Here is a 26081-nt window from a genome sequence, read left to right as displayed (position 1 = left end):
AGGCTGGTGCGGGAGGTTTTCCCGGCACCAGCCTTTTTTTCATCGCGGCAGGTGGGCCGTCAGTGCGGAGGAAGATCGGGCTGCTCCATCCCTTCGTCCTGCTGCAGGTCGTCTGGGTCGGGGTCGCCCGGGTTCAAGTCCTCGTTCTCCATCCCGTAGTCGTCATCCCCCCCGTCGAGGTCCTCCTGGTCCGGTACGGTGAGCGTCGGGCTTCCGGCCGCCTCCCCCAGTCTCTGGCCCTGCGCCGTCCCCGTGAGGTGGGGGGCCAGTGCCTCGTGCTGCCGAACGATCCGGGTGAGAATATCAACCATGATCGCCTGCTGCGCCTCCTTGGGGGCCCGGTTCAACTGGTCCACCAGCCGGGAAATCTCGACATCCTGTTTCTTGAACGCTTCGACCATCTGGCGATGCTTTTGCGACATCCGCGGTCCATCCGCTCCCCCGCAGTCCCGGCACCCCTGGCAGTTGCACTCCCCGCGGCAGGACTCAGGACAGCCGCACCCCGGGGCGCCTCCTTTCTGCTGCCGGCCATGCCGGCTGCCCCCCCAGAACCGTCCCCCCTCCCGGCAGGCGCCGTCCGACATCTGGGCGCACCACTTGAAGAGGGGGTCCAGGTGGGCCAGTACCTGGCGGGAGTCGATGCGGTCGGCCTTCGTGACTGCCTCCAGTTGGGCGAGTTCGCCGCGCATCTGCGTTAGGTGATCCGCCATCATCTTGGCCATTGCCGCATGCTGCGCCTTCAACTCGGCCGGCAGGTCGCGCGCCGCCTCTTCGTGGTAGATCTCCATCTGGTCCGCGCTGCGGCGCATCTCGGTTACGGCCGTCCGGGCGAAGTCACGCGGCACGGTGTCGCCTTGGCGCGCCACCCTCTCGAGCGCCCGGGCGAAGCCGACCAGGTTCTTGTGGTAGCCCATGGCGAGCAGGTGCTTCGGGTTGTGCATCATGGCCCGCATGAGGCCGGCATGCTGCGCCATCGGTTGCCGCCCCGCACCCTGCGGAGCGGGTGCCTGCGCCGGGCCCGGACCCTGCCCCGCAGCCGGCAGGGTCGCCATCAGCAGTGCGGCTCCTGCCAGAAACGCTAGCGTCATCTTGAACATGACAGCTGCTCCTCCTTTGTCGGTGACGGCCGCAGGCTACAGCGAGCGCCGCCCCTGGACCAGGTTGATGACCACGATGATGACCGCTATCACCAGGAGGATATGGATCAGCCCACCCGCGGTGTAGCTCGTTACCAGCCCCAAAAGCCAGAGGATAAACAGGATTACGACGATGGTCCACAACATGGCGTCCTCCTTTTCGGCCTGCACCGCCTGGTGTGCGGCCAGCCCATGGTTGAAGTGCGTCGCACGACTGCCGGAAGGCGCGGTGCTGCTAAGAGTTCGGGGCGAGGGCACGCACCTGCCGGGGTTAAATTGGCATTTATTAATTTTTGCCAGCTTTCAGTGTATAGAGGGAGGGCTTGCTGTCAAGCGGGCCGGCGCATCCGGTCGAGGTTCCGGGCAGGGGCTTGAGGGGTGCAGTCCAGCTCCTGGAGCGGCTTTGAAGGGTTTGACAGGGAGGGTCGGGACGGAGGGACGGGAGGGAAAAGAGGTGCGGCACTCCGCCAGCGGGTCTGCCGCTTGAGGGGAGTGCCGTAGTCGTTCATGAGTTTTCCGGGGTCAGCTGGGCGCCCCGGGGAGGCTGGCCGCGGCGGCGGAGAACTCGGCGAAGCGCTCTTCCAGGGAGGCCAGGAGCCGGTCCGCGCCGGCGCTCTCTCCGGCGCGCGCCAACTGTTCCAGCTCGTGGGCGGTCTGCTGCATGCGCCGAGCGGAGATGTTGGCTGCGGCCCCCTTGATGGTGTGGGCCTGGATGCGCATCTGCTCCAGGTCATCTTTTTCGACCGCCTCGCGCAGGGCCTCGAGGTACCCCGCGGCGACGCCGGTGAACATCTCCACGAAGCGCGGCACCAGTTCCCGGTTCCCCCCCAGCCGCTCCACCAAGTCGGCCAGGTCGAACACCGCCAGCTCCTCGCCGCCCGCCGGGGAGGCCGGAGCCGCGGCAGCGGGGGGCGCGGTACCCGGTTCCGGGGCGGCGCCGTCGGGGCGTACCGGAACCCTTTGTGCTCCCGCCGGCAGCAACTGGTCCAAAAGCGTAAGGATCTCGGCGGCACGGGCCGGCTTCGCCTGGTAGGCATCGGCCCCCGCGGCGAGACACTTGTCCCGGTCCCCCTGCATGGCGTACGCGGTCATGGCGACGATCGGTACCCGGCGCGCCGTCCCCGCCTCCTGTTCCCGGATCAGGCGGGTGGCCTGGTAGCCGTCCAGATCCGGCATCTGCATGTCCATGAAGATGATGTCGAACCGCTGCTCCCGCTCCAGGTCCACCGCCTCGCGACCGTTTATGGCCATGGTCACCCGGTGCCCCTGCTTTTCCAGGATGATGCGTACCATGTCCCGGTTGATCTCCACGTCGTCGGCCACCAGCACCGAACAGCGTGCACGCTCCTCCCGCAGGGTGTGCCGGGTCACCGGCTCGGGCCCGGCCGCCGCACCGTTTAACACCGTGAGCAGCGCTTCGTGCAGCTCGTCGTGCACCACCGGCTTGGTCAGGTATCCCGCCACGCGCAGCTCGGCGCAGCGTTGGGCATCGCCGCGCACCCCGGCGCTCGGCATGACGACCACCTGCACCTGGTCGAAAAGTTCCCGCTCTCTTATGAGGCGCACCAGCTCCCAGCCGTCCTGATCCGGCATCTGAACGTCGGTGAGGAGCAGGCGGGGGAGCTCCCCCGCTTCCGCCAGCGTCTCGAGCCGGCTTACAGCCTGGGCGGCACTCTGCACCGTCTCCACCTGCATCCCCCAGCGGGTCAAAAAGCGCTCCAGCATGCTGCGGTTCATCTCCCGGTCGTCCACCACCAGCACCCGGGTCCCGGAGAGCACCCGGTCCGCGCCGCGCTCGGGGGGCGCCCCCTGCTGGCGTCCCAGGCGCGCGCTGAACCCGAAGGTGCTCCCCACCCCCGGCTCGCTGCGCACGGTGATGCTCCCCCCCATGAGCTGGGCCAGCCGCTTCGAGATGGCGAGGCCAAGCCCGGTGCCGCCGAAGAGCTTGGTCGTCGAGGCGTCCCCCTGGACGAAGGCGTCGAAGATGTGGGCCTGCACCTGGAGCGGGATCCCGATCCCCTGGTCGGTGACCTGGAAATGCACCAGCACGGAATCCTCGTCCTCGTCCACCAGGCTCACCAGCACCTCGATCACCCCGCGCTCGGTGAACTTCACCGCGTTCCCCACCAGGTTGATCAGCACCTGGCGCAGCCGCCCCGGGTCTCCCACCAGGGCGTCGGGAAGTCGCGGGTCGGCGTTGAAGACCACCTCGAGTCCCTTTTGCACCGCCCGGACCGAGACCGCCCTGAGGGCGAGCCCCACCATGCTGCGCAGCAGGAAGGGGGTCTCCTCGATCTCGATGTGCCCCGCCTCGATCTTCGAGAAGTCGAGGACGTCGTTGATGATGTCCAGGAGGTTGTCGGCGGAGATCTTGATGGAGCGGATGTACTCGCGCTGTTCTGCGTTGAGCTCGGTGTCCTGGATCAACTCGGTCATACCGATGATCCCGTTCATCGGCGTGCGGATCTCGTGGCTCATGTTGGCCAAGAACTCGCTCTTGGCGCGGTTGGCGTCCTCGGCGCGCCGCTTGAGCTCTATGGTCTGCTGCAGGTACTGCTCGCGCTGGCGCAGCACCGCGACGATCACCGCAACCCCCGAGAGCAGGGCCAGGATGCAGAGCACCGAGACGTAGGCGATGCCGCGCACCGAGTGCCGCCAGTTGGCGAGGAAGAAGTCGTCGGTGATGGTGATGTTCACGATGAGCGGGTAGCCGTGCACCACCCGGCTCGCCCCCAGGCGGGCCACCTTGCGTCCGGCCTCGGAGAAACGGGGGGCGTCGAGGAACAGGACGTCGTGCTCCTTTTTCAGCTTCTCGACGATGGTGTAGGTGGCGCCGGTGCGGTTTTGTTTGCCGATCAGGGCGTCGTGGCGCGGCCAGCAGGTGAGTACGGCGTAGTCGTTGCGGTACAGGGTGACCGAGGCCCCCTTCCCCAGGTTCACCCCGAGCCGGGCGTAGAAGTCGGTGAAGGCGTCCACCGAGATCCCGATCAGCGCCAGCCCGATCATCGAGCCGCGGCGGTCGTTGATGCGCCGGCTGATGTAGAAGACCCACTTGCCGTTCCCCTTGTTGCGGACGGCGACGCCGATGAAGCCGGCGGCCTCGGTGCTTTTGGCCTGTGCCCTGAAGTAGTCGCGATCCGCGAGGTTGATGGGGGGGTGGGGATAGGAGCGGGTGAAGTTGACCATGTCACCCTTCTCGTCGACGATGCTCGCCACGTCTACCTGGGGGAGGGAGCTGGTCTTCTCGCGCAGCATGCGGAAGATCTCCGGGGTGCCCAAAAGCCGGCGGAACTCCTCGGGGGAGTCGGCTCCCTGGGCGCGCACCTGTTCGACGATGCCGTCCAGGGCGATGTTGGCCGAAAGCATGGTCTGATAGGTGTGCTCAGCCAGGACCAGCGAGTTGTTGCTCATCTGCTTGCGCCAGACCTCGACCTCCTGGCTGCGCAGCACCGCTGCGGCAACCACCGACAAGGCGACGATGGCGAGGACCGAGAGCACACCGAAGGCGATGGTGAGCTGACTGGCCTGAATCTTATTCCAGGGTTTGGGCATGCGGGAGGCCTTTTCGTTTCACTGTTCCTCCCACGTCTTATCGGCCCGGCTGTCCCTCCTCTTGAATGATTTCGGCGCCATGCCGAGGGATGGCCGGACTCCTTTCCCCCCAGAGCCGTCATGGTACTATTTCACACATTGATACCCACACATCAAACCGGGAAGCAGCGCGGAGGGGACCATGCCAGACTGGAACATCGCCTACATAAAGACCGAGCCGGTTAAAGACCCCGTACCGTGCCACTACAGCAAGGCTCCCCGTTTTCGCTGCACCATCGAGCTTGAGGACGGCAGCGTCATCACCCGGTGCGGCGGGACCGCCCAGCACGCCCTCGCCAACGCCATCGCCTGCTACAAGACCTCGGCCGGTCAGAGGTCCCGCCAGCCCTGAAAGCCCCGCCCCGTCCCCTGGTGCGCGCCGTCACGGCGGCGGCACCAGCTTGCGCTCGTTCCCCTGGAATACGATCTCGAGCCGTACGGTCACCGAAAAGGTGGTCGAGAAGCGGCCATCCTCGCGGCGCGGCCAGGCGACCTGGGGCTCCAGTTCGTAAAAGAGCCAGGAGCGCAGGAAGTTGCGCCGGTAGGTGGCCAGCACACGGTAGTTGGTCACCCAGTCGTCGATGCTCGTGTTGCCGTAGACGCCGCCGGTGACGGTCACGGCGCTCTTCGGGGAGAGCTCGCGCAAAAGCGACAGCTCGGTCCCCCATTCCAGGGCCTTGATCTCCTGGGAGACGGTGCCGCTCAGGGCGACCCGGGCCAGGGTCTTCGGGTCGAGGGAGCGCTCTGCGGAGAGTTCGGTGGTCTCGCCGAAGCCGTCGGGGTTCTTCACGAAGATGGTCTCGCCGAAGTGCAAAAGGTAGTACTGGCCGACCCGGTCCAGGCGCTGGTAGCGCGCCCTGGCGAAAAACTCCGGCGGGATGGCGAGGTCGAAACCGGTCCCCAGGAAGAGGTTCGCCTGCGCTGTGCGCATGAGCTGGTAGCGCAGTTCGGTGTTCACGATCCTCGTGTTGCGCAGGGTGCGGTCGAAGCCGGGGTTGCCGGGGTCCTCGGGGAGGGTGGGGGTGGTCTGGTCGGGCTTGCCGGCGCCGGAAATGGCGAGCTGCAGGCGGTCGTTGATGCGCGAGAGTTCCAGGTTCGCGCGCAGGGTGGAGCCCACGTCGAGCCCGGAACCCTGCTGCCACCTAAGCGAGTTGCGCCAGCGCAGCTGGTAGGCGGTGTGCTGCTCCTTTAGGTTGTTCGCCTTGCCGAAGAAGTCGTCCAGGCGCAGCACCTGCTGCATGATGCCGCGCTCCAGGCGGTCGTGGGTCTCCTCGGCGCGCCTCCCCAGCGCCGCCACCTGTTCCGCCACACGCTCCGTGAGGGTGGGGCCGGGGGCGGGGGCCGCGGTAAAGTCGAGCGGGACAAAGGCAGGGACCGGCTGTGCGGCGAGGCAGACCGGCACGACCGGTAGAGGCAGCGCCGGGACCAGCGACACCGGGGGGGCCGCCGGCGCCGGCTTCGGGCGCTTCGGGGGATCGGCCCAAACCGGCGCCGCCGTCAGAACCAGCGTGACGAGTGCAGTTAGAACTCTCGCACCACACGACGTAAAGAGCGAACATTCTCTTAAGACTTCTCTCAACGGAAAAGACTCCATGTGTATCTTGCGACACGGCTCAGGGAGAAACGACCAGCTATGACTATCCCATTTCTGGCTCCGTTTCACTGCTGAGAGCAGAGACGGGTTCAGGATGTAGTAGATAGTACCCGGATATTCCCCCACTGTCATCTCGGGATTTTTGGAAACAGTAACAGGCAGTCCCCGTACAGCCCGAGTTTTTAGCGTTTCGCGTCCCGGCAAGGTGGTCGGGCCGGCCGCCCAGGCAGCGCACCCGAAAAGGGGAACCCGCCGCCTCATTTGCGGTAGCTCATAAACAAAGATTGTCGGCACGTGCCACGGAGAGCGGTATGAATCCAGATGGTTAGATATTTATAATGTTATGGCACGAAGCATGCTACCCAGTTGCGGGAGAAGGTCCACACCACCAGCAAACGAGGAGGATTCGTCATGAAAAGAGTACTTGCCTGCATCGTTTCCAGCCTGGTCGCGCTTTCCTTTGCGGGGATCGTGGCTGCCGCCGACCAGACGAGCACCGGCTCCGGCATGGGTACCGGGGGCTCCGACCAGACTACTACCGGCACCGGCGGGACCGGCTCCGGTACCGACACCGGGATGAAGCACACCAAGAAGAAGAAAGCGAAGAAGTCCAAGAAGTCGAAAAAGCACGCCGGCGGCAAGGGGACCGGCTCCGGCACCACGCCGGCCGGCACCGGCCCGAACTACGGCACGGCACCCCAGGGTGGTCCGAGCGGTGACGGCATGGGGAACCCGAACCAGCCGGGGGGGACGACCCAGGGGAAATAGGCCCGGGCCCATAACGAGAAAAGGCCGCATCGCCAAAGCGATGCGGCCTTTTTTGTGTTCGGCGGACCTGCCGTCACCGGCAGCGCTGTGCCACCTCGTCCAGCAGCTCGATCAGGAGCTCCGACTGGGCCACCATCTCCTCGAAGTGCTGTTCGGCCTTGGCGCGGTCTCCGGCAAGGTGCGCCTGCAAGGCGAGCTTGCCCAGCTCGTGCACCCGGGCGTGCGGCGCGTCGATCTCGCGGAACTCCCCGATGCTGCCGCAGCGCTCCCGCCCTTCGCTTTGGTACCACTTGCCGAAGGCGCAGACCAGGTGGGTCGGCAGTTTCTCCGGGTCGAGGGTGAGCGAGCCGGTCAGGTGGGCCTTGATCTTGCCGATGAAGATGCGGTGCGCGGCCTTCGCCTTGTCGATGGTGAGCCCCACGCTCTCGCCGACGGTGAACCTGGCCATCGAGCCCAAGAGCGCCTCGGCAAACCCGTTTAACTGGCTCGCCTGCACCGAGGAGGCCTGGGCATTGGAGGCCACCTGGTTGCCGATGTCGGTGATGCGCAGCATGTTGCCGCTGATCTCGCTGGTGGTGGCGGTCTGCTCCTCGGCGGCCGTCGCTATCTGGTTGATCTGCATGGTGAGGTTGTGGATCTCGTCGAGGATCCGCTGCATCGCCTGGCCCGAGGTGGTGGCCTGCTCGGTCCCCCGCTCCACCTCCTGGACCCCCTCTTCCATGGTCTGGACCGCCCCGCGGGTCTCGGCCTGGATCGAACGGATCATCTCGCCGATTTCCCGGGTCGCCCGGGTGGTCCGCTCGGCGAGGGCCCGCACCTCGTCGGCCACCACTGCAAATCCCCTCCCCTGCTCGCCGGCCCGCGCCGCCTCGATCGCCGCATTGAGCGCAAGCAGGTTGGTCTGGTCGGCGATGTCCTCGATGGTACCGACGATCTGGCCGATCTGGTCGCTGCGCGCCCCGAGTGTCGCCACGGTGCGCGCCGAGGTATCGACCTGCCGGGCGATGCGGGACATCACCTCGATGGTCTGCTGGACCGTGGTCACCCCGGCCTGGGCCTGCTCGCTGGCCACCCGGGCCCCCTGCGCCGCCATCTGGCAGTTAAGCGCGATGTCGCCCGAGGTAGCCGCCATCTCCTCCCCCGCGGTGGCGACCGTGGCCGACTGTGCCGCGACCTCGGCGGCCTCCGTGTTCATCTGGTCGGCGCTGCGGTACATCGAACCGACCGACGAGCCGACCTGGCAGCAACAGTCCAGGACCTTGGAGAGGGTCCCCCGCATGTTGGCGAGGGCGCCGTTCACCGATTGCGCCAGTTCACCGATCTCGTCGTGGCGCTCGACGGGGAGCGTCTTGCTGATGTCGCCATCGGCCACCTCTTTCATGAAGCCGGCCATCTTGCGCAGCGGCTCGATCACGATCCCCCGGATCACGTAGACCAGGAACACCAGGGTGACGATGGAGGCGACGAGGCTCAGGACGAAGGAGATCGCCACCTTGTGCCTGATCCCCTGTTCGATGCGGGAGAGGTCTTCCAGGATCTCGAAGGCGCCGTGCTGTTCGCCCGCCTTCCCCCCCTCGGCCTTGAACCCCAGAAGGTCGACGCCGTCCTTGTTGACCGTGTCCTGCGCCACGCCGTGACAGACCAGGCACTCGGCGCTCAGCTTGATGGGGCGCAGGTAACGGATCACGCCGTGCTCCCGGTCGACCAGGAAGGTTTCCGGGAGCTTTTCCTGTTCCAGCTTCTGCAACAGCGCAAGCTCGACGGCGTCGGGCTCGTTCGCCTTGTTGCGCGCCTGCACCTTGGGGACCCGCAGCTTGAATCCGGCCTCCTGGGCGTGCTCGCCGGCGATCTTCATGGCGGCGATGATGGGGATCGTCTTGAAGAAGGGGGTATCGACGGCTGCGCTGTGCTTGTCGCTGCTGCCGGCGAGCTTGCGGTCCAGCTCCGCCTTCATCTGCTCTTCCTGGAAGACCCCCGCACCGCGCAGCCCGGCCAGGTAGTCCCGGGTGCTCTCGGCCTGCAGCACGATGGCGCGCGACTTCACCTTCACCGATTCGTAGGCGTCCTTGCGGATTTCCTTGCTCAGGTAGCCGATGTTGACGGCGAACGAGACGATCAGCCCCAGCGCCACGTAAAGGGTAATCTTGCCTTTGAGACCGAGCCTCTTTGCTGACATGAACTCTCCTTGAACCGGTTGAAATGAAACGGCTGCGCGCGGCCCGGAGTGAACGCCGGGAAGGGGGCCTCGCCTCTCTCATTCTATCGGCACCCCCGTGTAAGAATTAACACTACTCTTTTCCCTAGCGCCGCATGGCGGTTGTATTCATTACTTCAGCCCAATTCCACCCTGAGCCATTTGCACCTCCCGCGCCGCGGTCAGCCGACCCGCAGCCTGACCAGCCATCAGACGACGAGTGCCCCAGCACCAGGGCGACCGGTTCTTTCATGGCGCACCTCCCGGGGCCCCGCCCCTTGCGCCCCTCTGTCGGCGGCGGATCCCCCTACCCCCATACTCTGCCTGATTTGAGCGCTGGACAACCGGTTTGCCGGGGAACTAAGCTAGGTGTAGGCGCTTCGGGTCAACCGGGTTCGTCGCAAGATCAGCAGCTTCTCCCGCGGTAAAGCGGAGGGTTCCCATGCTCCTGGAGATGCACTGCCACACCTCGGAGCACTCCTCGTGCAGCACCGTGCCGGCGGTCGAACTGGTCCGGCAGGTGCACGCCCAAGGTTTGCAGGGGCTCGTCATAACCGATCACCATTTCCTCTGGAACGACGCCGACCTGGCTGAACTTCTCCGACAGGCCGGGGTCCCCGGCGGTTTCCTCGTGCTGAGCGGGCAGGAAACCAACGTCCCGCGCTACGGCGACCTGCTCATCTACGGCGCGTCCGAGGTCGTGCCGCGCGGCACCCCCCTCGAGGAGATCCGGCGCCGGTTCCCGGACTGCGCCATCGTCTGGGCCCACCCCTACCGCGACGGACGGGTCCCGACGGAGGAGATGCTCCGCTCGCCGCTTTTGACCGGCATCGAGATCTTCAACTCGAACCACACGGTGCACGGCAACAGCCGCAGCTTCCAGGACTGGCGCCGCTTCGGCTACACGGCGACCGCCGGCACCGACACCCACGCCGCAGGCTACGCGGGGATCTACCCGACCCGCTTCGACGTCCCGGTCGCGACCCTCGCCGACCTGGTGCACGCCCTGCGCAGCGGGTCCTGCCGCCCCTACCTGCAGGCGATCGCGCACCGCGAGGCGCACAAGGTGATCCAGGTGAAGATCGGCAGCGAGCGTAGCGCCGAGTCCCGCGACAGCATCATCATCCGCACCCCGGCGGATCAAGCCAGCTGGACCAAGGCGCAGCGCGCCTACCACATCATGTTAAGCATCGGGGAACGCGGCTTTGAGACGGGGAGCTTCCGGGTGCCGCAGGCGATAGCAAAGGATGCGGTGCAAAAGACCCTCATCGAGCAGGGGGTGGCGGGAAGGTCGCTCTTCGAGATGCTTGTTGGCTGCGGGGCCGAAGAAGGGAGGCGCTACCTCGAGCTGGCCGCGCGCTGGCTCGCCCGCCTGCACACCCTGCACCTCAAGGTGACGGGCGCCGAGGAGTTCCTGCACGAGGAAGAGCGGCGCCTGGCAGGCGAGGTGCGCCGCTTCGAGGAGATCGAACACCCCTACAGGAACAAGGTCGCCGAGATCGCGGCTGCGGTGCGGGGCGCCGAAAAGGAACTGGTGCAGCACTACCCGGGAGAGCTCGTGCAGGGGCACGGCGACTACCAGCCGCAGAACATCATCATCGGCCGGGACGACCCCGAGGACCCCGCCACCTGCTACCTGGCGGCGATCGACTTCGAGCGCTCCCAGCTCATGCCGCCGGCCTTCGACGTCGGCTGGTTCCTGGCGCAGTTCCGCAGCCAGTTCAACGAGCATCCCGAGGTGCGCCTGCGCTACCCCGAGGCGGAGTTCCTGGCGACCTACCGACGCGAGGTGGGGGACCTGGTGGATGAGGAGTTTCCAGCCCAGCTGGAGCTCTTCCGCGCCCGCGCCAACCTGAGCATCGCCGCGTACCTCGTGAAGCTCAAGCTGGGCGAGGGGGGAGTGCTCTGGCGCATCCTGGTGGAGTCCGAGCGCAGCCTTTTGGTCTTAAACGGCTGAGTGCGGAGCGCACAGAGAAAAAGGGAGCAGCCTTGCCGGCTGGTCCCTTTTTTTTTCGCGTGCCCACCTTTCGGTGCAGCCGTCTCTTACAGGTTGGTATGGCAGGCGTTGCAGCCGGGGCCGCTTAAAAAAACCCCCTTGAGGTCGCTGCCGTGGCACACCGCGGTGGCGCAGGCGCTGGTGGGGTAGCTGCTGCCGTAGCCGGCATGGAAGGAGATGATGTCGGCATTCCAGCTCTGGGGATGCGCCGAAAGCGGCCCCCCGAGGTGACAGCTCGAGCAGGAAGGCCCGCTGCCGCTCACCCCGCCCAGGTCGCCGCCGTGGCAGGAGGCGACCGCACAACTCGCCGTCCCGTTTTGCTTCACGAACTGGCTGTGCAGGGCGTAGGCGAACTGCCCCCACCCTGCCGGGTGCACCTGGCGCGCGTTCCCCAGGTGACAGCTGGTGCAGGCGACCTGCGAGATGCCGCCAGAAAGGTCGGCACCGTGACACTCGGTGCAGCTGTAGCCGTGGTCCTGGACCGCCGCGGTGTGGCCGGCCGGCAGCCAGGCGGGATCGGAATGTTTCCCGGTCGCCGGGTTGAGGTCGGCCTGCGGGTTGCGGTCGCCGCAGCCAAAGAGCGGAAGGACCAGCAGCGACACCAGCACCAGCATGAGGTATCTGGTCGTTATCTGTGGCATCTTTTGCACCCCTCGTTGTTTTGCCGGCCGTGGCACTTAAGACACGAGGCGGGATCGATCCTGCCGTCGATCTTGTGCCGGCTCAAGTAGTCGCCGCGGTGCGGCAGTGCGCGCTCCACGGCATCCTTGTACTTGTCACTCGGTTTCAGGTCCTCCTTGTGGGCGTGGCAGTCGGCGCAGAAGGACTCCTGGTGGCAGGAGGCGCAGGCCGCCCGGGAACCCGCCAGGACGCCGTGCTTGGCCATGAAGTCGTACGCCCGGTGGTTCAGGTTTGCCCAGCGGTCGGTGTGGCACTGGGCGCAGTCCACCAGCCCGACCACCGGCTCGGGGTGGACCCTCGCTATGCTGGTGGTGCCGGCGCAGGCATAGAGGAGCTGCACCGTAAGCCCCAGGACCACCATCAGTATCAAGTTGCTCGCTTTCACTTGGCCCCTCCTTCCGCGGCACGCTTGGCCTCGAATGCGTAGCTCAGCTTCAGGAGCCCCCGCACCTCGTTGTCGAAATCGGGGTTGTGGGAGTAGTCGATGTCCCCCCCGAAGCTTAACCGGTCGTCCCACCGGTAGGTGAGCGCCGCCGAGGCGGTGAAGGCGTCCTTCACCTGGTTGGTGGCAAGGGTGGAATCGTAGCGCACGTCGATGAGGTCGAGCGCCAGGTCCGCCTTGCCGATGCTCTTCGCGGCATAGGCGCGGTACTCCAGGTACTTCAGGCGGTCGGCCGCGCCGTCCATCCGGTACACCGCGACGCCGCAGGAGAGGTACTTCGGGTTGGCGTAACCGATCCTGCCGCCGTAGTAGTTGGCCGCGCCGGCGATGTCGTAGTCGTAGTGCCGGTACTCGGCACTGAGCGTCAAGGAGTCGAGCGGGGTGAAGGAGGCACCTCCCCCCAGGGCGAGCATCTTCTCGTTGGGATCGATGAGCCGGTTGGTGAAGCTGAGCGCGCTGGTGGTGACGCGGTAGAAGTAGTCCCGGTAGTTGATGCTCTCCAGGTTGGCGAAGAGCCGCAGCGGGGAGAGCGGCGCGTAGCTTGCCCGGTAGCTGTGCTCCATCCAGCCGTCGGTGAGCGAGTTGTACGAGGAGCGCCCGGTGATATCCACGCCGCGTACCGGGTGCAGCCAGAGGTCGACCCCCTCCTCCTCCCGGTAGCGGGTGCTGTCCTGGTAGGACTTAAGCGCGCTCACCCCGAGGGTGTAGTAGTTCGAAAGCGAGTGGGTGAAGCGCCCGCCGAACACCAGGTTGTCCGCCTTGAAGTTCGGCTCGGTCACCACGGGCGAGCCGACGAAGATCGCCGCGGCGAACCCGGCGGGGAGGTCGCTGCGCAGGTAGAGGCCGTCCAGCCGCTCGGTCGCCACCCCTTCGGTCACCAGTTGGCGCCCCGCGTTGACCACCTGGTTGTTGCGCCCCCTTTGGTAGCTCAGATAGCCGTACTGCAGGTCGGCGTCGGTGTAGCGGTCGTTGGCGGACTTGTCGCCCAGGTCGCCGCGCAGCCACCCCCCCGCCAAAAAGGAGAGGCTGTCGCCGCCGTTAAAGGTGCGGGAGACCGACAGGCGCAGATATTCGTAGGCGGTGTCGATGTTTTTGCTGTCCTGGAAATCGCCGTGTCCGATCCGGAACAAGGTGGTGGACGCGGCGGATACCAGGGTGGTTTCGGCCAGCGCAGGTGCCGCTGCCAGTAAGGCACAGGCTGCGGCCACCCCGCCTGCCAGCCGGAGCACCGCGGGGAAGCCCGCGGGAGGCGGACTCCACGAGTCATGGCTTTTCAAGATCCCCTCCTTTTAAAACCGTTCGATTTTTGCGGAGCGTTTCAGTTGCTCCTCCAGGGTGCGGTATCCTTCGCTGACCCGCTGTTCCCGGAGGCGGTTCGAGATGACGCCGGCCATGCTGGTGTAATCGGCCTTGGGGTTGGGGCGCTGTTCCAGAAGCTTGAACAGGTAGAAACCGGTCCCCTTCATGGAGACCACCGGGCTCACCTCGCCCGGCTTGAGCCGGTACACCGCATCGAGGAAATCCGCCGGTATCTGGTCCCACGCCGTGAATCCCAGGTCCCAGGCACGCTGTCCGCCGGGAGCCCCCCCCGGGGCAGCGGAAACGGCGGCACCGGCCAGTGCTTCGAAGCTTGTGCCGCCGCGGATCTTCTGCAAGGCCTCCTCGGCCGCCTCCTTGGTGCCGAAGCTCAGCATTCCCAGGCGCAGCTCCGTCGCGATGCGGGCCTTGTTGTTGTCGTAGTAGCGTTTCACCTCGTCGGTTGTGATGTCGATCTTGGCGGCGACCTCCTGGTTGAAGACGCGCCGGGTCATTTCGATCCGCTTCAGATTCGCCACCTGGCGCTCCAGCTTCTCGATCTGCGCCCGGTAGCCGGGGTCCTTGTCCAGCCCGAGCTTGAGCCCCTGCTGGTAGAGCAGTTCTTCCTTGATCACGTCATCCAGGGTGCGCTCGGGTTGCTGGGAGTTGGGGGTGCCGTGGCTCTTGCTCATCTTGAAGGCGACATCGAGTTCGGTAATCGGTACGCCGTTTACCTTGGCGAGCAGCTTGGGCTGTTTCTCCTGGCTCGCCTGGGCCGTCTGGGATCCCTGCTGTTTCTGGCACCCCAGGAGACCGGCCAGCAAAAACGTCAACGTAAGGAGGGCGGCGCGGCGGTACATGGGCATGGTTACTTCCTTCCTCTCAGTCGAGATGTCGATGGGTCCGGCGGGACCGAAGTCCCGCCGGTTCTTGCTTAGTTACGGAGTCCAGGTGCCGACGTGGGCATAGGTGTTGTCCAGCACCTCGAAGGTGAACGCCGGGTTGTGCACCCCGCGGCTGGCGTCGTCCTGCACCAGCACCGTGTTCCAGAGCGCCTTGGCGATGATGCCGTTCACGCCGGCGGCGGTAACGGTAGCGTTCGCGTTGAAGGTCACCGTGGCGTTGGCGAGGTAGCCGGTGCAGTTAGCGGTACCGTTGCCGTTGTCGGTGCAACCCTGCACCAGGGCACCACCGTTGTTGGGGTCGGCCAGGAAGGCGTCCTGACCGGTCTTGTCGTTGATGAACCACCTTTTGGTGCCGCTTGCCGTGGTCACGTCGACCATGCCGGAGCGGTTGGCGACCAAAACGGCGCTGGTATTCGCCGGGATCACGTTGTCGAACTTGATCTGCAGGATGGCGTACCCCACGGCAGCCTTGATCGCCTGGAGCTTGGCGTCGAAGGTGCTCTGCACCGACTCGGCCGAGTAGGAGGTGTGGCACTTGTTGCAGACGTCGGTGGTTGCCTTGAAGTCGTGACGGGTCTGGCCCGGCTCCGCGAGGGTGAGATCCAGGGTGGTCAGCTCCATGTGGCAGGTGACGCAGGTATCCGCGATGTAGGAGTGCTTGGAGCGGGTCTGCGGGCTGTTGTAGCGGCTGGTCCCCATCCAGTAGGCGTTGCGCCCCATGAGCACGTCGCCCTGGCAGGCTTCGTGGGGAGCACCGTAGCTGGCGAGCGTCCCGAACTTGGTGTCGCCGTCCTCGTGCAGGAACGGGGCGCCACCGCTGATCCCCTGGCGGCTGTTGTGGCAGGCGATGCACAGGGCACCCTTGCCGACGCCGTTAGCCGCGAAACCGCTGGGGAGCATGTAGGTGCTGCCGGCGATGGAACCGACCGGGGTGAGGTTCGCTGCGTTCACGTCCTGGTAGGCGTTCCCGACCTCGGCGGCCACCGATTTACCTTCGCTGTGCACGAGGTGGCAGGCCGAGCAGGTGATCGGTTCGGCGTTGTTGACGGTGAGGCTCGCCGGCAGCGCGGTGAGGGCACGGTTGCCGTTTGCGGTCGGCAGGATCTTCGTGTAGGCCTTGAAGCCCTGCGCGGTGTGGCAGCAGGCGCAGGAGGCGCTCAGGGTCCCGTCGGGGTTCGAGTTGAAGGTGACCGTGGCGTACGAGGCGTGACCGCTGTTCTTCCACTGCGAGAAGCGTCCGTGCTTGGGGGCGCGGGCGTGGCAGGTGGCGCAGACGTTCGCCGAGTAGCTCACCCGGGAGTTGACCGCGATGGGGCTGCCGTCGTTGGGGCTTACCTGGTGCTGACCCGAGTTGGCCTGCGGGCCGTGGCAGTTTTCGCACTGGATACCGGCGAGCTTCGCGGAGTTCGGGTTGCTCTTCCAGAAATCCGCCTCGGCGTTGAGGTCCCCCTGCAGCTTGGTGAAGTTGGTGAGCCCTTCGGCTGCCGCCGCGTCGGCGAAGCCGTTGGAACCGGTGGCGCCGTTGCCGACCGTGTGGCACGGGGTGCAGGTCATGGCGTAGTGGCCGTCCGGAAGCGGCTCGCGGATCCCGGCGTAGAGGACGTCCTTGTGGCCGGTCTGCAGCCAGCTGGTCACCTTGTCGTTGTGGCAGCCGTTGCACCCCGCGTCGGGGGTCGCTGCGGCAGCCATCATGCCGGCGTAGGTGCCGGCGAAGACCTGCAGCACCACGGCCCCCCCTTCGGAGACCACATAGGTCCCCGCGGTGGCCGGGGTGAAGTCCGGATAGGCGGTCGTCGGGTCGTTCACGGTCACGGGACCGCCCGGTCCCACGACGGACCAGTTCCAGGTGGTCCTGGGGGTGAAGACCAGGTTGCCGTTGGCATCCTTGAAGGGGACCTGCCCCTCGAGCACCACCGGCTGCTTGACCGGCACGTTCTGCAGGCCGGTCGAGGGGACTGCCGGAATCCGGGCAGCCACCGAAATAGTGGAGGTGTACGACTTCCCACCGATGGTCGCCGTCACCTTCAGCTTGGTGGTGTTACCCTGGGACATCGCCTGCTCGTAGGAGAAGGGGACCACCTGGTAACGGTTGATGGGGACCGGCGGCTCGTCCGGGCTCACCTTGTAAAGCGGTGCGGCCATCTCGACCAGGTACTTCTTGAAGGCGGCTGCCGAGGCGAGGGTAACCGTGGGGTTGGCCGCGTTCGGGTCGCTGAAGGTGACCGCCGGCCCGGAGACCACGCTCCAGGCATAGGTCGGGGTCTGGTTGGCCAGCGCCGGGTCGAACTTGAACAGCTTGGCGGTCAGGGCGAGCTGGCTCCCCGGGAGGACCGGGTTCACCGCATCGGCGCGCGCGGCGGTGACCGCGGCCGGGCCGCTTGGATTGAGGGTGACGTTGAGCGTGGTGGTCTTGCCGGCTACCGCCTCGAGGCTCTGGCTGTAGCTTATGTAGCCGGGGGCGGAGACCGTGAAGGTGCGGGGGCCGGGGGCCAGGGTCAGCGCGTAGGAGCCGCTGGCGTCGGTGGTCGCGTTGAAGGGGTCGCTGTTTATCGACGTGGCAACCGTCGCACCCGCGACGTTGTTGCCGTAGGTGTCGACGACCTTACCGCTTACCGTGCCGGCGGCACTGGCATCCTTGCCGTTGTCGCCGGAGCAGCCGAACATGAGCGCTGCGAGCAGCAAGATGGAACAAAGAGCTAGATACTTAATCAGACCTGCTGTTTGATTACTTCTCATCTCTTTCTCCTTTAGATGGCGTTTGGTTCTCTAGCTTTGTCGGGCCTTCGGAAGTGCTTTTGCGGTCCTCCCCTCCTTTCTGTCAGGGTGCTACATCAGCCGGAATGGCTATGAAGCCGTTATCGCACACGATTTTGAGCAGCAACCCGGTAATGAACAGGCGAACCCCGGCCTCGCGCAGTGTCGGGTCCGGCGTTAAGCGCACGCGAGGTGACGAGCGCTGGGCGCGGGAACGCACCTGCGTGCGGGTGCTGCAGACGGGTCAGTTGATCTTGGTATGGGTGTGATTAAGCGGGAAAGGCAGGTGAAGCCCGGTTTGGGCACGAGAGGGCGGCAAAGCAGGGAAGCGATACACGGGGAACCCATCCCTCGCAATGCCACACGATTGCGAGGTCATTGCGCTCCGGGACAGCCAGAAGCGGAGTGAGCACAGCCGGCACGGGTGCCTCAGCAGAGACGATGCACGACGCGCTGTCACATTTCTTGATCTTGAGGAGTTCACAGCTGGAGAAGACGTGGCGGGGGTCCTTTTCGTCATAGACAGCGCCAGCTTTGTGCTGATGGTTGAAAGAGTAACCATACAGCACGAGCAGCACCAGAAAAGGCAGGGGCAGCAGGAATCTGAACGTGCGCATTTTAATTTGCAACCAATGAAACACACGAACCTCACCGAGCCGTGGCTGGAAAAATCACGGTTCGAAAAATTGTGTCATACGTTCAAAGGGCACCTGCACTATTCAAGCGTTTACACTATTATAGGCATTGTTAGCTTTTGTCAAATTAGTATACGTCAATCAATAAGCATTTGGTTTGTCCAGCGCGTCAGCAATTCCCTTGTCGTCACGTAAGAGGATAACTTTAGAAAAATTTTCACCCAAGCATAAGGCCTCGCCCTAGTTGACCAAAAAGTAATTGTTTTTCAGAAAGTTGTCTTGAACGGCTCAAGGCTCGGAAAACTTTGACGGGGTCAGCCTGGCGAGCAAAAAAAAGAGGGGGATTTTACACAAATAAAAAAGGACCGGTCATCGCTGACTGGTCCTTTTTTATTTTCTAGTGGTGCCCAGAGACGGAATCTAACCGCCGACACGAGGATTTTCAACCCTAAAAACATATACGTGATGTCCATCCAACAAATCTTTTTTCCAGTCAGCGTCGTGACGTAGTCTTTCCACTCGCCTGCCTGCCGGGTCGACACGCAGGCCTCCACTTCAGTCAAGACCTTGATGATGACCGAATGGGCTGAGGCGGGCTCCCTTCGCGAACCCTCTCGCCACCCGGAGCAAACTCAAGCACGCCCCCCTTGGGTTATGAGTTCCCTAACCATATTCAGCAATTAACCAAATATGGTAACTCGCGACTGTGCCTTTTACTGTATTCAGGAAAGTGGTCAACGAATAGCGGCGTAACCCACAGTTTTCTGCCGAATCGCTTATTGGACTCGATTTTGCTGTAGACCGGTTGGGTTTAGGATCAATGCTACGAGAAGGGCCGCAGCGCGTGGTTGGACAACCAAAGGCAACGCTATTAAGGAATGAACTGGAGGCAGAGGATTCATGACGGCAACAACGGACAGTGTCGTAGAAATAGTAGAGTTCACCGATCCGGTGTGTACATGGTGTTGGGGTAGCGAACCCGTGCTGCGAAAACTGGAATCCAGATTTGGCGAGCAAGTTGACGTGAGTTTCATCATGTCCGGCTTGGTCAAGGACATCACGGCATTTTACGACAACTACAACGACATCGGAGGCGATCCGGCACGCTCCAACGCCCAAATTGCCAAACATTGGCTTGAAGCCTCACAACGTCACGGCATGCCGGTCAAGATCACCGGTTTCAACCTGTTTTCTCAGGTCCGCGTTTCTTCGTATCCACTGAATGTCGCGTATAAAGCCGCACAAATGCAGGACGAAGCGCTCGCGACCCGATTTCTCAGGCGCCTGCGCGAAGCCTCGGCTGCCGAGGCGAGACTGACCAACACGACGGAGGTACTGGTAGAGTTGGCAGCCGAAGTCGGCCTGGACCTGGCCCGTTTTGTGGAGGACTTATCTTACGGAGCCGCTCAATTGGCTTTTGAGCAAGATCAGGCTATCACGGCGCGCTATAACGCCCGGGGATTTCCTACATTTCTGGTTCGATGTGCCGGCAAGGAGACGCTGCTGCGAGGGTACAAGAGCTATGAGGAGTTCAAGGCGGTGATCATTCTTCTGTCGGGAGGCAAAATTGTCGAACGACCGCTTCCGGCCACAGAAGAAGCAATCATGAGCTTTATTAAAAGGTACCTTTCTGTGGCACCGATTGAAATAAAGACGACCTTTGATCTGACTGAACGTGAATTGGAGTCGACGCTGGACGCCCTCCTGGCCAAGCGTTTGATTGTGCGTCGTGAGGCGGGAAATGGCTTCTTTGTCTCACCAAAAGTCGACTCGGCCGCATGCGATTCAGCAACCGGCATGTGCACAACTGATTAGATAAAGACTCAACGCATGAAGGCCCCTCGGAAAGGGGAGGCGCTGCAACATCTGACGAACTAAAACCAGACACAAAAGGAGGCAACAATGAAAACGGAAAGGTTCACTGCGACAAACGCGGCCATGCTGCTTATCGATCATCAGGTGGGAACCCTGAGCTGGTGCTGCAACATCCCTAAGGAAGTGATCAAGAACAACACCAGGGCGTTGGCACGTGCGGCTAAGGCGCTGGATATGCCCTTGATCCTCACCAGCAGCATGGAGGAGTACACGCAGGGGCCGCTGCTCCAGGACCTGGAAGAAATCGCGCCGGAGGATCATGCCCGCCGGGTGAAGCGTTTCGGCGTGGTTAACGCCTGGGATGACCCCAACTACAAGGCAGCCGTACTGGCTACCGGAAGACGGAACCTCATTATTGCGGGGCTTACCAACGATGTGTGCATCGTTTACCCGGCTATGAGCGCTGTAGAAGAGGGCTTCAACGTGCAGGTGGTCGTCGACGCCGGTGGTTCCCCCACCCAGATTGCCGACGAAACCGCCTTGAGGCGCATGGAACGGGCTGGAGTGACTCTCACCTCGACCAATCAGCTTATTGCCGAGCTGGCGGGATCGTGGACTACCGAGGGAGGTGCCAAACTGATCCAGATTTTGTTCGAGGAGGTGCTGGTGCACCTTGGCAAATCGCCCGCTTGACCGGGTATTCACGGGTACGCGCGTTTTTCACCCCGCAGGCACCGTCCTGCGGGGCAACACCGCGGTATCAGCTAGGATACCCGTCGTTGCCACACCCCTCAGTGACTTAAAACTCCCTTTTGACTCGTCCATATTTCACACCAAGTTTGTCCATTCTCCCCCTCAAAGTATTTGGGTTGACCCCCAGCAGCTCCCCGGCACCTCCCGGGCCGTGAATTTTACCTTTGGCAATCTTTAACACCCTCACGATGTGCCGGTACACCACCTCGTCGAGATTAAGCGATCCTGCTCTGACCTCTTCCACAGGAGGAAAGGACTGTGTGTTCTCCTTGTGCGGCAGGGTGGCTTCGAACTTTAACGGCCCGCCCCCATGCCGGATCAGCTCTCTCTCAACCAGGTTCTCCAATTCGCGCACGTTTCCCGGCCAATGGTAGTTCGACAAGCGCTCCAACGCTCCAGGCGCGATGGCAGGCGGAGTGGCGATCCCCAACTCCAGGCTCTTTTGTGCCACGAAGTGGCGCGTGAGAGCCGGGACGTCTTCCTTTCGCTGCCTTAGGGGCGGAACGACAATGGGAAAGACGTTGAGCCGAAACCAGAGGTCCTCCCGGAACCTGTTTTCGGCGATCATACTCTCCAAGTTACGGTGCGTGGCCGCGATCACCCTGATGTCCAGAGGAAGCGTCCGCTCCCCTCCTACTCGCTCAATTTCACGGTTCTGCAGCACCCTGAGCAGTCGCACCTGGGCCTGCAGCGGCAATTCTCCGATCTCGTCAAGGAAGATGGTACCACCTGCCGCCCGCTCGAAGCGCCCGCGCTTTGCCGTCAACGCACCGGTGAAGGCACCCTTTTCGTGGCCGAACAGTTCGCTGTCGATAAGGGACTCTGGGATGGCACCGCAATTCACCTTGATAAAGGGAGCATCCTTGCGATGCGAGGCGAAATGAATGGCACTGGCGATTACTTCCTTCCCTGTTCCCGTTTCCCCGATCAGGAGCACCGTGTTGTTCAGCGGCGCCACCTGACGCACCATCTCCATGACGTTTCGCAAGCCGGTGTTCCCACCGATGATGTCATCTCCCGCCCTGGAAAGAAGCTCCCTATTAAGAAAGCGGTTGTCATCGAGGAGGATGTCCCGGTAGCGCAGCACTTCCCTGTAGGAAAGGGCGTTCGCCAGTGCCAGAGCAAACGGGTCCGCCACACCCGACAGCAGTTCTACATGCTCCGGCCCGTATTTTTCTTCACCGTAGGCGCGCAAAGCCACCACACCGATAAGTTCGTTCTCTACCCGCAATGGAATGACCAGGTCTGAATTACCTGCCAGCTTAACAAGATCGGCAATGGTCTTGCCCGGGCCACTTGCCTTCCGAGCATCCACGATCATCGGTTTGGTTAGAGCTCGACCCCACTCCCACACCGTTTCTGTTAACGGAATGATCTGTTCCGTGGTGGTGTCCTCACCATGAGCTACATAGGCTATGCGCCTGAGCGCGCTGAGCTGGGTATCGAAGATGTCCAGATGTATCGCGTCCAGGGGTATGTGCTCCCGTAGATATTCAAAAATGCGCTTCACGGCTACTGCTATGTCCAGGCTACTGCACGCCCTGAGCGTCACCTCTCTGAATAATTCATCCCTCTGAATAGCCATGGTTATCACCCTCCGAAAAAACGCAAGCTGCCGGGCTTTGGCCCCGGGCAGCAGCCGATTCGTGCTTCCGTCCCCCTGCCGTTCGAGCCGATCGAGCGCACAAGGCCCGCGCCTCCTACGGCGCGCCCCCCGCGTCCACAACGGCCGGGAACCCGCACTTGCCGCATTTGGCAAATTACGGGATTCAGCCAAGCGAGGCAAGAGGTTTTCCCGCATTTGGTAACTCTCTTTGACACGGAAGGTTATCTATCTGTTTTTAGGCCTCTTTGCCTTGGCATGGATGTGGCTATAGCCATCAGCAGGTGAACTCAGAATGCCGCCTTAACCACAATCGGTTCTGGGGCCGGGATAGTGACCATAACGCGCTCGAGAATTGTGTTAAAGCGAGCACCTCAGGGAGGATAAGACCATGTATGGGTATCAGTTGACCTTTTTTACCCAGCAGGACCGCACGCACAAGAACCGGTGCCTGTGCGACTGGCTCATCGAGGAAGCACTGAGCATGGGCATCAAAGGGGCGACGCTGCTTACGGCTGCCGAAGGTTTCGGCCGGGAGCACAAGCTACATTTCGCCGGTTTTTTCGACATGTCAGATCAGCCGGTAGAAATCTCCATGGCCGTCAGCGAGGACACGGCAGTACTCTTTCTCCACCACTTGAAGCAGGAAGGAATTGATGTTTTTTACATCAAATCGCGCATCGAGTTCGGCACAACCCGCGACTGTTGAGTCGGATCGCCGAAGTGGTGGACCTAATGGCTTTTCAGTCACTAAAACGGGTGACACCTTTAATACTGATTCAGAGGTAGATCATGCATTCAAGAAGCACCCGCAATTTCGCAACGCTCCGGACCGGGTCCGGAAATATGCCAGTAACGGGGGAAGCGGCATCGCAAAGCATCCTGATCCGCATACTCCCCGTACTTTTGAGTTGTGTCCTATTGAACGCCTGCACGGTAGGTCCGGACTTCAAGCGCCCAGTGCCCTTGGCTCCCGCCGGTCTCATGGAAACCGCTGCCGGCAACAGCAGCCAGCCAAGCCAGGTTATCACCTCAGAAGTTGAGAGTTCCTGGTGGACGTTGTTCAATGACGAAATCTTGAGCGAATTACAGGAACGGGCCCAGCGGGGCAACATGGACTTGCAGTTGGCCGCGGCACGGCTGGCTCAAAGCGGTGCGCAACTGACTGTCGCCAACGCCGCAGGGCTCCCGCATGCAGGATTCAGTGCGGCATACGCACGGGAAGCGCTGAGTGCCAACGGGACGTTTGCCCTCCTGGGCGCTCCCCACACTCCCTACGACATCATGCAGGCTGGATTTAATGCCTCGTGGGAAATCGACCTCTGGGGCCGCGCCCGCAGGGTTGGCGAGTCCGCTGCGGCATCGCTTGAGGCAAGCGCATTTCAAAGGGAAGGGGTGCGGGTATCAGTCACGGCCGAGGTGGCGCGTATCTATATTCAGCTGCGCCGCGTCCAGACCCAACTCTCCATAGCCCGGCAAAACCTCTCCAGTGCCGAGCATGCGTTAAAGCTTGCGGACAGTCGTGTGAAAAATGGCGTAGCCACCCGCTTCGAAACGGCCGCATCCGGCGCGCAGCTCGAGTCAACCAGGGCACTCATCCCGCGTCTCGAGGAGCAGCGCGACGCTCTGATGAATGCCCTGGCCCTGCTGCTTGGCGAGCAGCCGCGGGCCTTGTCTGCTCTGTTGATGCCGCAGCACCAGATTCCTCCGGTGCCAACGCTGGTGCCTATCGGGCTGTCGTCTGAGCTTGCACGCCGCCGTCCCGATATCCTGGAGGCCGAAGCTCGCCTGCACGCGGCGACTGCCGCCATCGGTGCGGCCAAGGCAGACTTTTATCCGCGCATCAATCTTGTGGGCAGCTTTGGATTGCAATCCCTTGACGGCAGCACGTTCGGGAACTGGGGATCGCGCAACTTCTCGGTCGGGCCGACCCTGTATCTGCCGCTTTTCGAGGGGGGGAGATTGCAAGGGACACTTGCCTTAACCGAGGCTCGGGCACAGGAAGCCGCGATTTTCTACCAGAAGACGGTGTTGCATGCCTGGCACGAAGTCGACGACGCGTTGAATGCCTATTCCGAAGTACAGAGAAGCGGCAAACATCTGGCCCGGGCGGTCGACGAACACCGAACGGCTTACCAGGTAGCCATGCGCCGCTACGAGGAGGGTGCGGCCGATTATCTGACGGTACTAACGGCGCAACGCTCGCTACTGGCAAGCCAGATGGAGTTTGCTGACACTACGAGCCGTGTCGCTCTGGCCATGGTCAATCTGTACAAGGCGCTCGGGGGCGGGTGGGCGGCCCAGACCGAAGAGATGGGGGGCATGCAGCGATGAGCGCGCTTCCGGCAACAGCAAATTCTGCCAGCACCCCGCCCGTTCCCGCGCCGGCGGCAGTTGCGGCCCCGTTCACAGGGCGCATCTTCACCGGTTTTCTCGGCATCCTGATTTCCGCAATGATCGCCGGTCTCAGTAACCGCATCGGTTCGCTGGCCTTGGCCGACATCCGCGGCGTACTTGGCCTTGGGGCCGACGAGGGGAGCTGGCTCAACACCGTGTATGTGGCCGCAGAATTGATCGCCATGCCTTTCTCGATCTGGTTGGCCGCAATCATTTCTCTGCGTCGCTTCCATATGGCGATGACCGGGATCTTCGTTTTGCTGTCGTACCTCATCCCCCTGGTGCACGACTGGTCGACCCTCCTAGTGCTGCGCAGCCTGCAAGGGCTCGCAGGGGGAATGCTGATACCGATCCTGATGCTGTCCGCGCTGCGTTTTTTCCCCTTGCCGATTCGTCTGTACGGCATGTCGCTGTACGCCCTGACCGCGACGTTCTCACCCAACCTGGGGTTCTGGCTGGCAGGCAACTGGCTCGATGTAGTGCACGATTGGCGGCTGGTGTTCTGGCAAAACCTGCCGATAGGCCTGCTCTCGATAGCGATGGTGTACTGGGGAGTGCCCCAGGACCCGACACGCCCCGAACGGCTCAGGCAGACCGACTGGTTCGGCATGGCCTGCGGCGTGGCCGGCCTGGGCATGATTGCTGTCGGCCTCGATCAGGGAGAGCGGCTCGATTGGTGGAATTCCTACCTTATCTGCTGGCTGATAGGCGGCGGCCTGTCCATGACTCTGGTATTCCTGGTGAGCCAGTGGTTTTACCCGGTCCCCTTTATCAGGCCGCAACTGCTATTACAAAAGCGCAATCTGGGGGTGGGTTTTTCGGTCTTCGTGCTCCTGCTCATGGTCATGATGTCGAGCTCAAAACTGCCGGCCATGCATCTTGAAGCTCTTTGGGGTTACCGCAGCTTGCAAAGTGGGCCCGTTGGGCTGCTCATCGCATTACCGCAGCCGGTCCTTTCCCTGGCGGTGGCGTGGCTATTTTACCGGAAGTGGGTGGATGCCCGCCTGGTCATGGCATCCGGAATTGCGCTCATCGCGGTGGCTTGCCTGCTCTGCACGCAGATCACCTCCAGCTGGATTGTCGAACAGCTCGTCATGACCCAGTTGCTGCAGGCTACCGGGCAGGCGATGGCGGTTGTCGGCCTCTTGTTCCTTACAACGAGCGTCGTGCAACCGATGGAAGGCCCTTTTGTAGCAGGAACCATCAATACCCTGCGCGCCTTCGGCGTAATCTTCGGCGGCGCGGTCATCGGTCACTTTTTCCGCCTGCGACAGCATTTCCATTCCGAGGTGATCGTGGACCACATGGGCCGCAGGTTCGCCAGCATGCAGCTATTTCCTGGCAATCTTGCCGCGCTAAACGACAGTACCCGCCAGCAGGCTTTTGTGCTGGCCAATGCGGATAGCTACCTGATGCTGGCCGCCCTGGCGCTCGTGCTGATTCCCTTCGTATTACGCATGGATTACATACCGGCCCCCGCCAGGCCAGTCGCATCGTCAACAAATAACAAAGGATAAGACA

At 63.0% G+C, this 26081-nt stretch carries 19 protein-coding genes; 8 read left to right on the top strand and 11 right to left on the bottom strand.

The features are described 5' to 3' along the window. Nucleotides 1–59: 59 nt before the first annotated feature. The 3 genes from GMST_RS10135 to GMST_RS22430 form a co-directional block, all read right to left on the bottom strand. A complete protein-coding gene (locus GMST_RS10135; RefSeq protein WP_183354536.1) occupies nt 60–1097 on the bottom strand; it encodes a hypothetical protein in 1038 nt (345 codons plus the stop codon). Between the two features lie 36 nt (nt 1098–1133). After that, on the bottom strand, nt 1134–1283 hold the full coding sequence (locus tag GMST_RS10130) for a lmo0937 family membrane protein (protein ID WP_183354535.1): 150 nt from the start codon (nt 1281–1283) through the stop codon (nt 1134–1136). Nucleotides 1284–1658: 375 nt separating this feature from the next. After that, the gene (locus GMST_RS22430) at nt 1659–4688 is read right to left on the bottom strand and encodes a hybrid sensor histidine kinase/response regulator (RefSeq protein ID WP_183354534.1); all 3030 of its coding nucleotides are present in this window, start codon (nt 4686–4688) and stop codon (nt 1659–1661) included. 181 nt (nt 4689–4869) lie between these two features. Between GMST_RS22430 and GMST_RS10120 the strand changes: the two genes are divergently transcribed. Next, complete coding sequence (locus GMST_RS10120) at nt 4870–5079, top strand: hypothetical protein (RefSeq protein ID WP_183354533.1); 210 nt, start codon at nt 4870–4872, stop codon at nt 5077–5079. 30 nt (nt 5080–5109) lie between these two features. Here GMST_RS10120 and GMST_RS10115 read toward each other — a convergent pair whose 3' ends face one another. Then, nucleotides 5110–6162: a hypothetical protein gene (locus GMST_RS10115; RefSeq protein WP_183354532.1), complete on the bottom strand. Its 1053-nt coding sequence runs from the start codon at nt 6160–6162 to the stop codon at nt 5110–5112. Nucleotides 6163–6732: 570 nt separating this feature from the next. On the opposite strand from GMST_RS10115, the gene GMST_RS10110 reads away from it, so the two are divergent. Beyond that, complete coding sequence (locus GMST_RS10110; protein ID WP_183354531.1) at nt 6733–7089, top strand: hypothetical protein; 357 nt, start codon at nt 6733–6735, stop codon at nt 7087–7089. A 73-nt stretch (nt 7090–7162) separates the two neighbouring features. On the opposite strand, the gene GMST_RS10105 is transcribed toward GMST_RS10110, so the two are convergent. Further along, nucleotides 7163–9265, bottom strand: coding sequence for a methyl-accepting chemotaxis protein (locus GMST_RS10105; RefSeq protein ID WP_183354530.1), 2103 nt, complete (start codon nt 9263–9265; stop codon nt 7163–7165). A gap of 460 nt (nt 9266–9725) precedes the next feature. Between GMST_RS10105 and GMST_RS10100 the strand changes: the two genes are divergently transcribed. After that, a complete protein-coding gene (locus GMST_RS10100) occupies nt 9726–11240 on the top strand; it encodes a phosphotransferase (protein WP_183354529.1) in 1515 nt (504 codons plus the stop codon). 86 nt (nt 11241–11326) lie between these two features. On the opposite strand, the gene GMST_RS10095 is transcribed toward GMST_RS10100, so the two are convergent. The 5 genes from GMST_RS10095 to GMST_RS10075 all read right to left on the bottom strand — a co-directional run bounded on the left by GMST_RS10095 (nt 11327) and on the right by GMST_RS10075 (nt 17339). After that, nucleotides 11327–11920 carry a hypothetical protein gene (locus tag GMST_RS10095; RefSeq protein WP_183354528.1) on the bottom strand — a complete coding sequence of 198 codons (594 nt, stop codon included), beginning with the start codon at nt 11918–11920 and terminating at the stop codon, nt 11327–11329. After that, nucleotides 11908–12345: a cytochrome C gene (locus GMST_RS10090; RefSeq protein ID WP_246399391.1), complete on the bottom strand. Its 438-nt coding sequence runs from the start codon at nt 12343–12345 to the stop codon at nt 11908–11910. The genes GMST_RS10095 and GMST_RS10090 overlap by 13 nt, the downstream gene beginning before the upstream one ends. Further along, nucleotides 12342–13679, bottom strand: coding sequence for a hypothetical protein (locus tag GMST_RS10085; RefSeq protein WP_246399389.1), 1338 nt, complete (start codon nt 13677–13679; stop codon nt 12342–12344). The genes GMST_RS10090 and GMST_RS10085 overlap by 4 nt, the downstream gene beginning before the upstream one ends. 12 nt (nt 13680–13691) lie before the next feature. Continuing rightward, nucleotides 13692–14564, bottom strand: coding sequence for a peptidylprolyl isomerase (locus GMST_RS10080; RefSeq protein WP_183354527.1), 873 nt, complete (start codon nt 14562–14564; stop codon nt 13692–13694). 72 nt (nt 14565–14636) lie between these two features. Beyond that, a complete protein-coding gene (locus tag GMST_RS10075; RefSeq protein ID WP_183354526.1) occupies nt 14637–17339 on the bottom strand; it encodes a carboxypeptidase-like regulatory domain-containing protein in 2703 nt (900 codons plus the stop codon). A 1553-nt stretch (nt 17340–18892) separates the two neighbouring features. On the opposite strand from GMST_RS10075, the gene GMST_RS10070 reads away from it, so the two are divergent. Together GMST_RS10070 and GMST_RS10065 are read left to right on the top strand one after the other, a co-directional pair. Further along, a complete protein-coding gene (locus tag GMST_RS10070; RefSeq protein ID WP_183354525.1) occupies nt 18893–19807 on the top strand; it encodes a DsbA family oxidoreductase in 915 nt (304 codons plus the stop codon). An 87-nt stretch (nt 19808–19894) separates the two neighbouring features. After that, nucleotides 19895–20500: an isochorismatase family protein gene (locus tag GMST_RS10065; RefSeq protein ID WP_183354524.1), complete on the top strand. Its 606-nt coding sequence runs from the start codon at nt 19895–19897 to the stop codon at nt 20498–20500. A 106-nt stretch (nt 20501–20606) separates the two neighbouring features. Here the strand turns inward: GMST_RS10065 and GMST_RS10060 are convergent, their stop codons facing one another. Continuing rightward, complete coding sequence (locus GMST_RS10060) at nt 20607–22145, bottom strand: sigma 54-interacting transcriptional regulator (protein WP_183354523.1); 1539 nt, start codon at nt 22143–22145, stop codon at nt 20607–20609. 409 nt (nt 22146–22554) lie between these two features. On the opposite strand from GMST_RS10060, the gene GMST_RS10055 reads away from it, so the two are divergent. From GMST_RS10055 to GMST_RS10045, 3 genes are all read left to right on the top strand, one after another. Then, on the top strand, nt 22555–22872 hold the full coding sequence (locus GMST_RS10055; RefSeq protein WP_183354522.1) for a DUF190 domain-containing protein: 318 nt from the start codon (nt 22555–22557) through the stop codon (nt 22870–22872). A gap of 83 nt (nt 22873–22955) precedes the next feature. After that, nucleotides 22956–24497, top strand: a complete 1542-nt coding sequence (locus tag GMST_RS10050; RefSeq protein WP_183354521.1) for an efflux transporter outer membrane subunit — start codon at nt 22956–22958, stop codon at nt 24495–24497. Then, nucleotides 24494–26077 carry an MFS transporter gene (locus GMST_RS10045; protein WP_183354520.1) on the top strand — a complete coding sequence of 528 codons (1584 nt, stop codon included), beginning with the start codon at nt 24494–24496 and terminating at the stop codon, nt 26075–26077. The genes GMST_RS10050 and GMST_RS10045 overlap by 4 nt, the downstream gene beginning before the upstream one ends. Nucleotides 26078–26081 lie beyond the last annotated feature (4 nt).

It is taken from the genome of Geomonas silvestris (assembly GCF_014193515.1).
Taxonomy (GTDB): domain Bacteria; phylum Desulfobacterota; class Desulfuromonadia; order Geobacterales; family Geobacteraceae; genus Geomonas; species Geomonas silvestris.
Note: the sequence above shows the minus strand (reverse complement) of the source record. Positions and strands in the feature narration are given on the sequence as shown.